Annotated in this window: 14 protein-coding genes; 5 read left to right on the plus strand and 9 right to left on the minus strand. The window is 66.6% G+C overall.

Annotation, left to right across the window (positions count from 1 at the left end; translation table 11 throughout):
• Nucleotides 1–165: 165 nt before the first annotated feature.
• A complete protein-coding gene (locus CWS39_RS14815) occupies nucleotides 166–585 on the plus strand; it encodes a PaaI family thioesterase (protein WP_102143686.1) in 420 nt (139 codons plus the stop codon).
• Here CWS39_RS14815 and CWS39_RS14820 read toward each other — a convergent pair.
• From CWS39_RS14820 to CWS39_RS14845, 6 genes are all read right to left on the minus strand, one after another.
• Nucleotides 582–1,073, minus strand: coding sequence for a beta-class carbonic anhydrase (locus tag CWS39_RS14820; RefSeq protein WP_102143687.1), 492 nt, complete (start codon nucleotides 1,071–1,073; stop codon nucleotides 582–584). The two genes, CWS39_RS14815 and CWS39_RS14820, sit on opposite strands and share 4 nt — an antisense overlap.
• Nucleotides 1,074–1,151: 78 nt before the next feature.
• Complete coding sequence (locus tag CWS39_RS14825) at nucleotides 1,152–1,451, minus strand: hypothetical protein (protein ID WP_102143688.1); 300 nt, start codon at nucleotides 1,449–1,451, stop codon at nucleotides 1,152–1,154.
• A 146-nt stretch (nucleotides 1,452–1,597) separates the two neighbouring features.
• Nucleotides 1,598–3,193, minus strand: a complete 1,596-nt coding sequence (locus tag CWS39_RS14830; RefSeq protein WP_102143689.1) for a sensor histidine kinase — start codon at nucleotides 3,191–3,193, stop codon at nucleotides 1,598–1,600.
• Nucleotides 3,171–3,875, minus strand: a complete 705-nt coding sequence (locus CWS39_RS14835) for a response regulator transcription factor (RefSeq protein ID WP_102143750.1) — start codon at nucleotides 3,873–3,875, stop codon at nucleotides 3,171–3,173. Before CWS39_RS14835 ends, CWS39_RS14830 begins: the two co-directional genes overlap by 23 nt.
• A gap of 118 nt (nucleotides 3,876–3,993) precedes the next feature.
• Nucleotides 3,994–4,218: a hypothetical protein gene (locus tag CWS39_RS14840; protein ID WP_102143690.1), complete on the minus strand. Its 225-nt coding sequence runs from the start codon at nucleotides 4,216–4,218 to the stop codon at nucleotides 3,994–3,996.
• Between the two features lie 120 nt (nucleotides 4,219–4,338).
• Nucleotides 4,339–4,596, minus strand: coding sequence for a hypothetical protein (locus CWS39_RS14845; RefSeq protein WP_102143691.1), 258 nt, complete (start codon nucleotides 4,594–4,596; stop codon nucleotides 4,339–4,341).
• 172 nt (nucleotides 4,597–4,768) lie between these two features.
• Here CWS39_RS14845 and CWS39_RS14850 point away from each other — a divergent pair, with 172 nt between their 5' ends.
• The 4 genes from CWS39_RS14850 to CWS39_RS14865 all read left to right on the plus strand — a co-directional run bounded on the left by CWS39_RS14850 (nucleotide 4,769) and on the right by CWS39_RS14865 (nucleotide 10,213).
• Nucleotides 4,769–5,746 carry an ABC transporter permease gene (locus tag CWS39_RS14850; protein ID WP_102143692.1) on the plus strand — a complete coding sequence of 326 codons (978 nt, stop codon included), beginning with the start codon at nucleotides 4,769–4,771 and terminating at the stop codon, nucleotides 5,744–5,746.
• Nucleotides 5,743–6,663, plus strand: coding sequence for an ABC transporter permease (locus CWS39_RS14855; RefSeq protein ID WP_102143693.1), 921 nt, complete (start codon nucleotides 5,743–5,745; stop codon nucleotides 6,661–6,663). Before CWS39_RS14850 ends, CWS39_RS14855 begins: the two co-directional genes overlap by 4 nt.
• A complete protein-coding gene (locus CWS39_RS14860) occupies nucleotides 6,660–8,480 on the plus strand; it encodes a dipeptide ABC transporter ATP-binding protein (RefSeq protein ID WP_102143694.1) in 1,821 nt (606 codons plus the stop codon). The genes CWS39_RS14855 and CWS39_RS14860 overlap by 4 nt, the downstream gene beginning before the upstream one ends.
• A 62-nt stretch (nucleotides 8,481–8,542) precedes the next feature.
• Nucleotides 8,543–10,213, plus strand: a complete 1,671-nt coding sequence (locus CWS39_RS14865; RefSeq protein WP_102143695.1) for an ABC transporter family substrate-binding protein — start codon at nucleotides 8,543–8,545, stop codon at nucleotides 10,211–10,213.
• Between the two features lie 54 nt (nucleotides 10,214–10,267).
• On the opposite strand, the gene CWS39_RS14870 is transcribed toward CWS39_RS14865, so the two are convergent.
• From CWS39_RS14870 to CWS39_RS14880, 3 genes are all read right to left on the minus strand, one after another.
• Entirely contained in the window at nucleotides 10,268–11,806 is a 1,539-nt protein-coding gene (locus CWS39_RS14870; RefSeq protein ID WP_102143696.1) for a GMC family oxidoreductase, read from the minus strand.
• A gap of 166 nt (nucleotides 11,807–11,972) precedes the next feature.
• Entirely contained in the window at nucleotides 11,973–12,599 is a 627-nt protein-coding gene (locus CWS39_RS14875; RefSeq protein WP_102143697.1) for a DUF1326 domain-containing protein, read from the minus strand.
• A 14-nt stretch (nucleotides 12,600–12,613) separates the two neighbouring features.
• Nucleotides 12,614–13,396, minus strand: a complete 783-nt coding sequence (locus tag CWS39_RS14880; RefSeq protein WP_102143698.1) for a DUF2182 domain-containing protein — start codon at nucleotides 13,394–13,396, stop codon at nucleotides 12,614–12,616.
• Nucleotides 13,397–13,457: the final 61 nt, after the last annotated feature.

The following is a 13,457-nucleotide window of genomic DNA, read 5'->3' on the forward strand; positions in this document are numbered from 1 at the left end:
CTCTGGCCTGCTCTGTCAACGCGGACGCCTGGCGAGTGTGCATCCTCATACGGTCGCCGCGGCGTGTCGCGTATGAAACGGCACACTCGCGGGTGGACGGGGGCGGGTCGAGCCGCTTACCCCGGAGGTAATTGATCTGCTGCTGTACGCCCAGATACTGGGCGCATGACAACTACCACCCCGACCGGTGCCGATGTGATGGCGCAATTCATCCCGCAATCGCCGTTGGTCGCCAAGCTCGGCATCGTCGCCGAAGTTCTCCACGGCGACGAGGTGCGACTGCGCCTGCCCTGGGACCCGTCCAACGTCACGATCGGCGACATGGTCCACGGTGGGGCGATCGCCACGCTGGCCGATGTGACCGTGATGGCCGCGGCGTGGGCGGGCGCCGACGTGCCGGATTCGCTGCGCGGTGTCACCACGTCGATGTCGCTGCAATATCTCACGCCGGCGCGCTCGACCGACCTCATCGGTGTGGGGCGGGCGCTGCGGCGAGGTCGCACGCTGGTGCACTGCGACGTCGACGTCGTCACCCCCGACGGCGAGGCCGTGGCAAAAGCCATCGCCACCTACAAGGTGGGCTAGCGGCTGACCTCGTTGAGCTTGCCGGTGGCTACGTCGAAGATGAAGCCCCGCAGCGATTCGTGTTTGGTGACAAAGGGACTCGCCTCGATGCGGCGCATCGACTGACGCACGTCTTCTTCCAGATCCGTGAACGACTCGGCGGCCCACTCCGGTTTGATGCCGGTCTCATCCTGGATCGCTCGCTTGAATTCGTCGTCGGTGAACGTCAGCATGCCGCAGTCGGTGTGGTGGATGAGGATGATCTCCGTGGTGCCGAGCAGTCGCTGACTGATGGCCAGCGAGCGGATCTCGTCATCGGTGATGACGCCGCCGGCATTGCGGATGACGTGCGCCTCGCCGTCACCCAGACCGAGGATGCGGTAGACGTCGAGGCGGGCGTCCATACACGCGACGACGGCGACGTGCTTGCTGGGCGGCAACGGCAGTGGACCTTTGAAGGTCTCGGCGTATTGCGCGTTGTTGGCCAGGTATTGGTCGGTTGCCGACATGTCGACCTCCTCACACGGGGCTGATCCGGAATCCCCTGCGCCGAATTCTGCACCAGGGTCGCGAGGGGCGACGGCCGATCAGAGCAGCGGGATCCAGATCGGCCCCAGCCAGAAGCCCCAGCCCCGATGGCCTGGATCGAACACCGGTGTCACCCAGTGCCCCTGATACCGGAACGGCCGGTGATCCCGCACGGCCCGGAAGTACGCGTCGCGGTCCTGCGGCGGCACGTCGGGCCGGTGTTCCACGTGGACGGGTCCGGGTCCTCCCGGTCCGGGCATCGGCGGATCAGCGGAGGCGATGCCGGCGCCCACGCCGAGTGCGGCGAGGCCCAGGCTGCCCGTAATGGCCGATGCGGCAACCAGTTTGGTGACTTTCATGGTGCATCCTTTCTCGATTGCAGGTCGTAGCCGGTGGTCCCGTGGCAAGCAGACGCGGAATCGCATTACCCGTGTGGATATCGTGCGAGTCTGCGTCTGCTCGGCAGGTATAGCGAGGACCACTCGCTTCAGCGTGACCGAATCGGCTAGGCGCCCGTTGTGGTCGGCCTGTGCGGCGGCTGTGAGTTGCGCGGCAGGCGAACGACGAAATGCGTTGCGCCGGGCTCACTGTGCACCTCAATGGTGCCGCGGTGGGCCTTGACCACCGCGGCGACGATCGCCAGGCCCAAACCCGTGCTGCCGCCGCGTCGCGACCGCGAGGTGTCGCCGCGGGCGAACCGCTCGAAGATTTCCGGCTGCAGCCACCGTGGGATGCCGGGGCCGTCGTCGGCGACCGTCAGCACCGCCCCGTCGTCGTCCGTCGTCAATGACACCGTGACCGAGGTGCCCGCCGGGGTGTGAACGCGCGCGTTGGTCAGCAGATTGGCCAGCACCTGATGCAGGCGCCCCTCGTCGCCGTCGACGATCACCGGCTCGTCGGGAAGGTCCAGCGACCACTTGTGATCCGGACCCGCGACGTGCGCGTCACTGACCGCGTCGACCACCAACCGCGACAGGTCCACCGGGCCGTGCTCCAGGGGACGGCCGGTGTCGAGGCGCGCGAGCAGCAGCATGTCCTCGACCAGATGGGTCATCCGCTCGGATTCGGATTGCACCCGACTCATCGCATGCGCGACGTCGTCGGGCAGTTCGTCGCGTTTGCGTTGCGCCAGTTCGGTATAGCCGCTGATGGCGGCCAGCGGTGTGCGCAGCTCGTGGCTGGCGTCGGCGACGAACTGACGGATGCGGGTCTCGCTGGCGTGCCGGGCCCGCAGCGCGCCGGCGATGCGGTCCAGCATGCGGTTCAGCGCCGAGCCGAGCTGGCCGACCTCGGTGTGGGCACCGGCCGGGTCCACCTTGACGATCGGGGTGGGCAGGCGCACCTCACCCCGGTCGAGTTCGAGGTCGGCCACGTCGCGGGCCGCCGCGGAAACCCTTGACAGCGGCGCAAGTTGGCGGCGAATGATCAGGATGCCCGCCGTCGCCGCCGCGACCAACGCGATAGCCCCGACGACGCAGAACATCACCAACACCCACAACAGCGTGTCGTCGACGTCGGAGGTCGGAAGTCCGGTGACGATGGTCTCGCCCGGGCGATGCGGATGCATGGCCATCACCCGGTAGCGGCCGAGTCCGTCGAGCTCCACCGTCACCGGGGAGCGATTCGGCGGGATCTGCGCGAGCTGTTGTGCTGCGGCGGCGCTGATTTCGATGCGTGTCCCGTCGGCGGTGATGACGCCGGCATCGACGGGCACACCATGAGACACCACCGCGCCGACCGTTCGGCTGGCTTGCCCTGGCGCGTTGAGGAACGCCGGTCCGGACCCGTAGTCCTCGCGAATGATCACGCGGCGGGGAAACCGCGGCGGCGGACCGTAGCCGGGCATCGGCACCATTCCCGGCGGAGGGGGCGGCATGTCGAAGATCGCCGCCGACCGTCGCCCCGCCTCCTTCAGCTGCTCATCGAGCTGATGCATCAAGAAGCGTTGCAGCGCAAACTCAGTCGCGATCCCGATGCCGGCACACACCACCGCCAGCAGCGCCACCTGGCTGACGAGCAGGCGCGCCCGCAGCGACCACGTCCGAGGCGAGCGAATGCGCGTCCAGACGCCGGGCGGCTCAGCGCGGGGGCTTGAGGACATACCCGGCTCCGCGCAGGGTGTGGATCATCGGCTCCCGCCCGCTGTCGATTTTCTTGCGTAGGTAGGACACGTAGAGCTCGACGATGTTGGACCGACCGCCGAAGTCGTAGCTCCATACGCGGTCGAGGATTTGGGCCTTGCTCAGCACCCGCTTGGCGTTGCGCATCATGAACCGCAACAGCTCGAACTCGGTGGCGGTCAACGTGATCAGCTCGCCGCCGCGGGTGACTTCGTGGCTGTCCTCGTCGAGCACCAAATCGCCGACGACCAGCTTGGCGTCGCCGGTTTCACTGCTCACCCCGGTGCGCCTCAGCAGTGCGCGCAGCCGCAGCACCACCTCTTCAATGCTGAACGGTTTGGTCACGTAGTCGTCGCCACCCGCGGTCAGACCGGCGATGCGGTCTTCGACCGAATCCTTGGCGGTCAGCAGCAGCAGTGGCAGTCCGGGCATCTGCTCGCGGAGTTTGCGCAGCACATCCAGCCCGCTCATATCGGGCAGCATGACGTCGAGCACCGCCACATCGGGCGGATTCTGCCGGGCGAGCGCGATGGCGGTGGCGCCGTCGCCGGCCGTCGCGATATCCCAGCCCTCGTAGCGCAGCGCCATCGACACCAGCTCGGCCAGCACGGGTTCGTCGTCGACGACCAGCACCCGGATCGGATTCCCGTCGGCCCGGCGCATGACGACGCGGCCCGCGTCGCTCTGGTTCACCTCCGCACCGGCCACGGCTCCATTATTGGAGGCGGGGTTGGGCGGAAGCTGTGCCTTTGCTATGAGCGGGCTGTGAAGGTACCCAGGACTATTGCGGTTCCCCGGTCGATACGGTCGCCGGCGGCGTCGTGATCGGGGGTTTGACGACCGAGACCTCCGGCTCCGTCGGCGCCGTCGTCTCCGTGCTCGTTTCGCCGAGGGTGATCTCGGGGTCCTCGCTGAGCATCGCCTTGTCGGGCAGTGCCTGGCCGAGACCCGCGCCGAGGGCGCCTATCGCGAGAGCGGCGCTGGCACCCACACCCGCCAATACCATCCTGAGCTGCTTCGTATTCACCGCTGACCTCTCTGTTTCGGTGTCTGCTAGCAGTTCATGAGAGGTCGGCGCTGACCTCTCGACTCATCGGAGTAACCGAAGCTGCCGGTGGTAAAACGCCTATTTGGCGGCCTCTTCTTCCGACGGCAGCGGGGCCGGGCCCTTGATCGGCGGCAGCGCCTTCGACGAGACGGGCGCGTGCGGCGGCGTCGTCTGCGTCGTCGTCTCCCCCAGCGTCATCTTCGGGTACGCGCCCGTCTCGGCCTCCTCGGGGCTGTCGACGGCCGCCAGCACGCCGACCGCGATCAGTGCGACCAGGGCGCTGGCGCCGATGTATGCCGCCAGCATCTTGGCGTTCTTCCGTTTCCTCGCATCCATGTCCTGACCCTCCGTGGTAAAACTGCAGGTACAGGCCAGTGAAACCGGCCGACCTGTGCTCAGCCTGGATGCGCGGTGCGAATCGCCCAGCACGCCGCGCCAGCGGTTCAAATCAGACCGTGGCCGCCGTCATCTCATAACCTGTGCGCATGCCTGCCGCCGGAGTTCGCCGATGACGCGATTCTTGGCACGGCGGCTGCTCAACTACGTGGTGCTCCTGCTGCTGGCGTCGTTTCTGACGTTCTCGCTGACATCGCTGAGCTTCAAGCCGCTCGACAGCCTGCTGCAGCGCAACCCGCGTCCACCGCAGTCGGCGATCGACGCCAAGGCCGCCGAGCTCGATCTGGACAAGCCGATTCCGATCCGATACGCGCATTGGGTGTCGGGCGCGGTGCGCGGCGACTTCGGCACCACCGTCGCGGGTCAGCCGGTGTCCGACGAGCTGGGCCGACGCGTCGGCGTGAGCCTGCGACTGGTGTTCATCGGTTCGGTGCTGGGCACGGTGATCGGCGTCGTCGTCGGCGCGTGGGGGGCGATCCGGCAATACCGGCTCTCCGACCGGGTGATCACGGCGCTGGCGCTGCTGGTGATCAGCACGCCGACGTTCGTGATCGCCAATCTGCTGATTCTCGGTGCGCTGCGGGTCAATTCGATCCTCGGTGTGCAGCTGTTCGAGTACACGGGCGAAACCTCACCCGACGCGGTAGGCGGCGCGTGGAACCAGTTCGTCGACCGCTTACAGCATTTGGTGCTGCCGACCTTCACCCTGGCGCTGACGGCGATCGCCGGCTACAGCCGGTATCAGCGCGACGCGATGCTCGACGTGCTGGGCCAGGACTTCATCCGCACCGCCCGCGCCAAGGGGCTGACGCGGCGCCAGGCGTTGTTCAAACACGGCCTGCGCACCGCGCTGATCCCGATGGCCACGCTGTTCGCGTACGGAGTGAGCGGGCTGGTGACGGGCGCGGTGTTCGTCGAGAAGATCTTCGGCTGGCACGGCATGGGCGAGTGGGTGGTGCAGGGCATCGCCACGCAGGACACCAACATCATCGCGGCGGTCACGGTGTTCTCCGGCGCCACCGTGCTGCTCGCGGGGCTGCTGTCCGACATCATTTACGCCGCACTCGATCCGAGGGTGCGTGTCACATGACCCAACAGACCTCCACCACCGCCAAGGCGGGCATCGACGTCGAGAGGTTCGCGTCGCGGCGCACCCTGGTGCTGCGCCGGTTCCTGCGCAACAAGCCCGCGGTGATATCGCTGGCGCTGCTGGTGGCGATGTTCATCAGCTGCTACGCGTTGCCGCCGCTGTTGCCGTACTCCTACACCGACCTCGACTATTACGCCCTGCAGCAGCCGCCGAACCTCGAGCACTGGTTCGGCACCAACGCGCTTGGCCAAGATCTGCTGGCGCTGACCCTGCGCGGCATGCAGAAATCGATGCTCATCGGTGTCTGCGTGGCCTTCATCTCCACGCTGATCGCCGCCACCGTCGGCTCGATCGCGGGGTACTTCGGAGGCTGGCGCGACCGCACGCTGATGTGGATCGTCGACCTGCTGTTGGTGGTGCCGAGCTTCATCCTGATCGCGATCGTCACGCCGCGCCTGGAGACGTCGGCCCGGGTGTTCTGGTTGATCGTGCTGTTCTCGGTGTTCAGCTGGATGATCAGCTCGCGCATCGTGCGGGGTTTGACGATGAGCCTGCGGGTGCGCGAATTCGTCTCCGCGGCACGGTATATGGGCGTCAGCAACTGGCGCATCATCACCCGCCACATCGTGCCGAATGTGGCGTCGATCCTGATCATCGACACCACGCTCAACGTCGGCATCGCCATCCTGGCCGAAACCGGTTTGAGCTTCCTGGGTTTTGGCATCCAGCCGCCCGACGTGTCACTGGGCACCTTGATTGCCGACGGCACCAAATCGGCGACGACGTTCCCGTGGCTATTCCTGATTCCGGCGGGCGTGCTGGTGTTGATCGTGATGTGCGCCAACCTCGTCGGCGATGGGTTGCGCGATGCATTCGACCCGGGCAGCCGCGCTTTGCGACGGAGGCGACGCAGGTGAGCCTGCTCGAAGTCAGCGATCTGACCGTCACGTTCCCGACCGACACTGAGCGTGTCGACGCCGTGCGCGGCATGAACTTTCAGGTTAGCCCCGGCGAAGTGGTCGCCTTGGTGGGCGAGTCCGGCGCCGGAAAGTCGGCCAGCGCGATGGCCGTTGTCGGTCTGCTGCCCGAGTATGCGGAGGTGTCGGGCTCGATCCGGTTGCAGGGCAAGGAAATCGTCGGGCTCGCAGATCAGGAGATGTCGCGCATCCGCGGCAAGACCATCGGCACGGTGTTCCAGGATCCGATGTCGGCGCTCACCCCGGTGTACACGGTGGGCGACCAGATCGCCGAGGCGCTTCGCGTGCACAACCCCGACATGAGCAAGGGTGCGGCTGCGGCGCGGGCGGTGGAGCTGCTGGAATTAGTGGGCATCGCCCAGCCCGAACGACGGGCCCGGTCGTTTCCGCATGAGCTCTCCGGCGGTGAACGCCAGCGCGTCGTCATTGCTATCGCGATTTCGAATGACCCCGACCTGTTGATCTGCGACGAGCCGACCACCGCGTTGGACGTCACGGTGCAGGCGCAGATCCTCGACGTGCTCAAGACCGCGCGTGACGTCACCGGCGCGGGCGTGCTGATCATCACCCACGACCTCGGCGTGGTCGCCGAATTCGCCGACCGCGCTTTGGTGATGTATGCCGGACGCGCGGTCGAGGTGGCGGCCGTCGATGAGTTGTATCGCAATCGCCGGATGCCCTACACCGTCGGGCTGCTCGGATCAGTGCCGCGGCTGGACGCCCCGCAGGGCGCGCGGCTGGTGCCGATTCCCGGTGCGCCGCCGTCGATGGCCGCACTGCCGCCGGGGTGTCCGTTCGCGCCGCGCTGCCCGCTGGCCATCGACGAGTGTCGCGCGGCTGAACCTCCGCTATTGCCTGTTGGGCCCGACCACTTGGCCGCGTGCATCCGCACCGAGCAGGTGGATGGGCGCAGCGCAGCCGAGATCTACGGTGTCTCAACCGAACCACCTCCCGTCGAGGCGCCCGCCGATGCGCCGATGGTGCTGCGGGTGCGTGATCTGGTCAAAACCTACAAGCTGACCAAGGGTGTGGTGCTGCGACGGCAGGTCGGCGAGGTGCGGGCGGTCGACGGGGTCAGCTTCGAGCTGCTTGAAGGCCACACGCTGGGCATCGTCGGCGAATCGGGGTCGGGCAAATCCACGACCTTGCATCAGATCCTGGATCTGGTTGCCCCGCAATCGGGTTCCATCGAAGTGCTCGGCCGTGACGTGGCGACACTGGATCGGCGCGCCCGCCGCGGGCTGCGCGGCGATCTGCAGGTGGTCTTCCAAGATCCGGTCGCCTCGCTGGATCCGCGGCTGCCGGTCTTCGATGTGTTGGCGGAGCCGTTGCAGGCCAATGGTTTTGACAAGAACCGGGTGGATTCGCGGGTCGCCGAGCTGCTCGGCATCGTCGGGCTGCGCCGTGAGGACGCCAGCCGGTATCCCGCGGAATTCTCCGGCGGGCAGAAGCAGCGCATCGGCATCGCGCGGGCGTTGGCGCTGCAGCCGAAGATCCTAGCGCTCGACGAGCCCGTGTCTGCGCTCGACGTGTCGATCCAGGCCGGCATCATCAACCTGTTGATGGATCTGCAGCAGCAGTTCGGGCTGTCGTATCTGTTCGTCTCGCACGACCTGTCGGTGGTCAAGCACCTCGCGCATCGGGTGGCGGTGATGTACAAGGGCAAGATCGTCGAACAGGGCGACGGCGATCAGGTGTTCACCAACCCCCAACACGACTACACCCGGCGTTTGCTTGCCGCAGTGCCTCAGCCGTGACACTTCTCGAGTCGCTTCGCTCCTGCCCGCCGGAACTCCGATCGCGGTTAGAGTCGGTCGGCATGAACCTCCGACGCTTGGCTGTGGCAACGCTGATCGCGGCTTTGACCCTCTCGAGCTGCTCGCGCGGCACCGACGAACCCCCGCCCGCGGGGGGTGCCGCCGAGGTCGGCACCACCAACGACATCAATCCGCAGGATCCGGCGACGCTGCAGAAGGGCGGCAACCTGCGGCTGGCGCTGACCGCGTTCCCGGCGAACTTCAACTCGCTGCACATCGACGGCAACGTCGCCGACGCCGCCTCGATGCTGCGGGCGACGATGCCGCGCGCCTTCCACGTCGGCTCGGACGGGTCCACGTCCGTCAACACCGACTACTTCACCAGTGTCGAATTGACCGGCACCAACCCGCAAGAGGTCACCTACACCATCAACCCGAAAGCCACCTGGACCGACGGCACGCCGATCACGTGGGAAGACATCGCCTCGCAGATCAACGCGACCAGCGGTAAGGACAAGGCGTTCGCGATCGCCAGCCCGAACGGGGCGGACCGGGTCGAATCGGTCACCCGCGGAGTGGACGACCGGCAGGCGATCGTGACGTTCGCCCAGCCGTATGCCGAATGGCAGGGCATGTTCGCCGGCAACACCATGCTGCTGCCCAAGAGCATGACCGCCAATCCCGACGTGTTCAACAAGGGACAACTCGACGGCCCTGGCCCGTCGGCCGGACCGTTCATGATCACGTCGCTGGACCGGACCGCGCAGCGAATCACGTTGACCCGCAACCCGAAATGGTGGGGTGCACCGCCGCTGCTGGACAGCATCACCTATCTGGTGCTCGACGACGCCGCCCGCATCCCGGCATTGCAGAACAACACGATCGACGCCACCGGGGTGGCTTCGCTCGACGAGTTGACCATTGCCCGCAACACGCCGGGCATTTCGATCCGGCGTGCGCCCAGCCCGAGTTGGTATCACTTCACGTTCAACGGTGCGCCCGGCTCGATCCTCGCGGACAAGGCGCTGCGGCAGGCGATCGCCAAGGGCATCGACCGGCAGGCCATCGCCAGCATCAGCCAGCGCGGGCTGGCCGACAATCCCGTGCCGCTGAACAACCACCTGTATGTCGCCGGGCAGGAGGGCTACCAGGACAACAGCGGTGTGGTCGCGTTCGATCCGGAGAAGGCCAAGCAGGAGCTCGATGCGTTGGGTTGGCGGCTCAACGGCCAGTTCCGTGAGAAGGACGGCCGCCAGCTGGTGGTGCGCGACGTGCTCTACGACGCGCAGACCACGCGGCAGGTCGGCCAGATCGCGCAGAACAGCCTGGCGCAGATAGGGGTGAAGCTCGAGCTGGACGCGAAGGCGGGCCCGGGTTTCTTCACCAATCACATCAACGTCGGAGATTTCGACATCGCCCAGTTCACGTGGGTGGGCGACGCGTTCTCGCTGTGCTGCATCAATCAGATCTACACCACTGGCGCGGAAAGCAATTTCGGCAAGATCAGCAGCCCGCAGATCGATGAGTTGGCCATGAAGACCATGGGCGAACTCGACCCAGCGAAGGCCCGCGAGATGGCCAACGAGGTCGACAAGCTGATCTGGGAGGAAGTGCACAGCTTGCCCTTGTTCCAGTCGGCGGGAAACCTCGCGGTGCGAAGCAATTTGGCGAACTTCGGGCCGGCGGGCATCGGCGACCTGGACTACACCAAGATCGGCTTCATGAAGCCGTAGCTATTGCGATTTCGGCGCGTTGGGTCGCGCTGAGCGCGACTGCGCACGCCGAAATCACTGCTGGCGGATCAGGTCGACGGCCTTCTCCCCGATCATCACCGCCGGGGCGTGAGTGTGCCCGCGGATGATCGTCGGCATGATCGACGCGTCGGCCACCCGCAGCCCCTCGACGCCGCGCACCCGTAGCTGCGGGTCGACGACGCTGGCGTCGTCGCGGCCCATTCGGCAGGTGCCGACGGGGTGATAAAGCGTGTGCGACAACGTATTCAGCGCCGTTTCGAGGGTTTCGTCGGTCAGCTCGCGAGCGCCGAGCGGACGGGCGATGGTGCCGATGACGTCCTTGAGCGCAGGCGACTTTGCGATGGTCGCGCACATCCGCAGACCTGCCATCAGCGCAGCACGGTCCGCGCCCGCCTCGTCGGTGAGATAGCGCGGGTCGATAATCGGCTTGTCGCGCGGGTCGGCGGAGCGCAGTGCGATGGTGCCGCGGCTGTGCGGCTTCAGCAGGATCGGTCCCATCACGACCGCGTGCCCGGTGTACGGGTCGCCGATGCCCTCGTCGAAGAACGGCGCCGGGGCGAAGATCAGCTCGAGGTCGGGCAGGTCGAGATCCGGGCGGCTCTTGACGAAGCCATAGGCCTCACCGACGTTCGAGGTGAGCATGCCGCGACGACGGACCAGGTAGTTGACCAGTTGCAGGGGCTTCTCGGCGGCGAAAAGCGTGTCGTGGGGCACGTCGAAGCCCAGCGGGACCACCAAGTGGTCGAGGAGATTGGCGCCGACCTCCGGTGAGTGTGCGACGACGTCGATGCCGTGCTCGGCGAGCTGATCGCGGTCCCCGACGCCGGACAGCATGAGCAGCTGCGGGCTGTTGATCGCGCCACCGCACAGCACCACTTCGCGGCGGGCCGTGACCACCTGACGGGTGCCGTCTTGGGCGAATTCCACGCCTGCGGCGCGTGTTCCGTCGAACACGACGCGCGTGGCCGTCGCCTCCGTCAGCAGCGTCAGATTCGGCCGGCGCAGTACCGGTTTGAGGTAGGCGTCGGCGGTGCTCCACCTCGAACCGCGGCGCTGGGTGACCCGGGTTTCGCAAAAGCCTTGGGGTTCAGCTTGGTTGGGGTCCTCGAGTGGGTAGCCACATTCGCGCACCGCAGTGAGCCACGCCGCCGTCGAGCTGCGCGGACTACGTTGACGTGAGATGACCAGCGGGCCGCTTTCGATGCGCCTGAAGTACTTCTCGACGTTGGCGTAGCTCCACTCGTCGCCGGCCAGCTCACCCCACTCGTCGTAGTCGGCGGCGAATCCGCGCACCCACATCATCGCGTTCATCGACGACGAACCGCCCAGCGTCTTGCCTCGCGGCCAATAAATCTGACGTCCGTCGAGTTCCTTTTGCGGTTCGGTCAGATAGTCCCAGTCGACCGGACTCCGGAACAGCTTGGCGAATGCCGCGGGGATGTGGATGTATTTGTCCTTGTCCCGCGGGCCGGCCTCGAGCACCACGACCGCCAGCGACGGATCAGCGCTGAGCCGGGCGGCCACCACCGCCCCCGCAGAACCTGTTCCCACGACTACGTAATCGGCGTCCACCCGCCGCAGTCTATGAGCCGGGCCGGTCGTGTGCGGTCAGTTCGCCTGGCCGAGTGTGCAATGACCGCGTCCAGCGTGCGCTCACTGTGCCGATCCTCGACAAATCCCGCAGCCTACGCACACTCGCCGCGGTCATTGCACACTCGCCGCAGCGGTCAAGAGCGGCTCAGCCGTTCGACCAGTCGAACTCGTAGGAGATCCAGTTCGTGTCGGTGAAGTCGAGTCGCATGCCCTCGATCTCGACCTGGAACGAGCCGATCCCGCACTCGCCCTTCTTCCAGATGAAGCCGTCCGGCAGCACGATCTGGGCTTGGTGCGGTTCGCCGGTCACCGGGTTTCTGAACGTGTCACCCGTTGCGCGCCCGACACCCTCGGCCGTCATCGTGACCTGCACCCCGCTGCCGTCGAACTCGATCGGCGTCTTGACCAGACCTGCGACCTGGTACGTCGTGCCGAGTATGCCCCAGGGGTCGCCGCCGAGCCGGCCGGTATAGATCTGCGACAAGCACTCGATCTGCTCGTCGGTGGTCTGCGGTGCGACGATGAATGCCGCCTTGCCGTTGCCGTCGTGAATCGCCTTCGGCCAGTTGACGACCGCGATGGACTTGACGCCCGATAGGTCGACGTCGCCGCATCGCCCCTCGAAGATGTGGTTGCCTACCATCGCCTTACAGCTGCCGTCCGCCGACGTCGGAAACCCGTGGAAGTTGCAGCCGCACCCGGGCGCGCAGTTGCAGAACTCATACCCCCGGCCCTTGAGGTACCACCGGGTGCGCTGTTCGGTCGTTGTCATGGCGTGCCTTTCGATCAGACGAGATGGGTAACGAATGCGGGGTGCACCAAAAGCGCGCCACCCAGAACCAGCAGCGCCACCCCGGTCACGACGGCGAGCCGTTCGCCGAACGGCGCGACCTTCTCCAGAAGAATCAGCACCGCGAATATCAGCATCCATGCCAATTGCATTGCGCCGAAAGCTACTAGCAGGGCCATCAACATCCAGCAGCAGCCCACACAGAACACTCCGTGACGGCCCCCGGCCACGAACGCCCCGAGTGGACGGTCGAGGTGCTTGCCGTGGCGCAGGAAGAACGACAGCGGTGATCGACAGTGCCGCAAGCAGACTGACTTCAGCGGCGTGAGTTGGTACAGCCCGGCGCCGAGGGCCACCGCACCGGCGACGCGCCCGGCCCACGGACTGCCATCCATGAGCGGCTCGTGCAGGCGACTCCACGCAAAGAACGCGGGAATGCCGACGATGCTCCACAGCACGAGGTACCCGCCGACGAAGAACGCCACCGGTGCGGCCTGCCCGTTTGCGGCCGCTCGGCCGTAGAGACGAACCACAGGCACGACCGCGGGGAACATCATGGCGGCCATCATCGCCACCCACGCGACCAGGAACGCGATGAACGACATGGCGGGCTGCGGGTGCATCGGCATTCCCGGCATCTGGTCGCCGGCCATCCCGGCGCCCATGTCCTCCGCGCTGACGGCCGACCACCACCAGCCCAGACCGGCCAAAATCAGCAACGCTGCCGGCAGCCAGATGTCGCTTCTGCCCGCCGCTCTGCGAACTTCGCTCACGCTCACATCGGCCGTCCTCTCACCCACTATGGCATCGGTCGGCGGCCCAGACGGAGGATTTGCCGGC

Origin of the sequence: Mycobacterium hubeiense, assembly GCF_002838065.1 — a bacterium.
GTDB classification, from domain to species: domain Bacteria; phylum Actinomycetota; class Actinomycetes; order Mycobacteriales; family Mycobacteriaceae; genus Mycobacterium; species Mycobacterium hubeiense.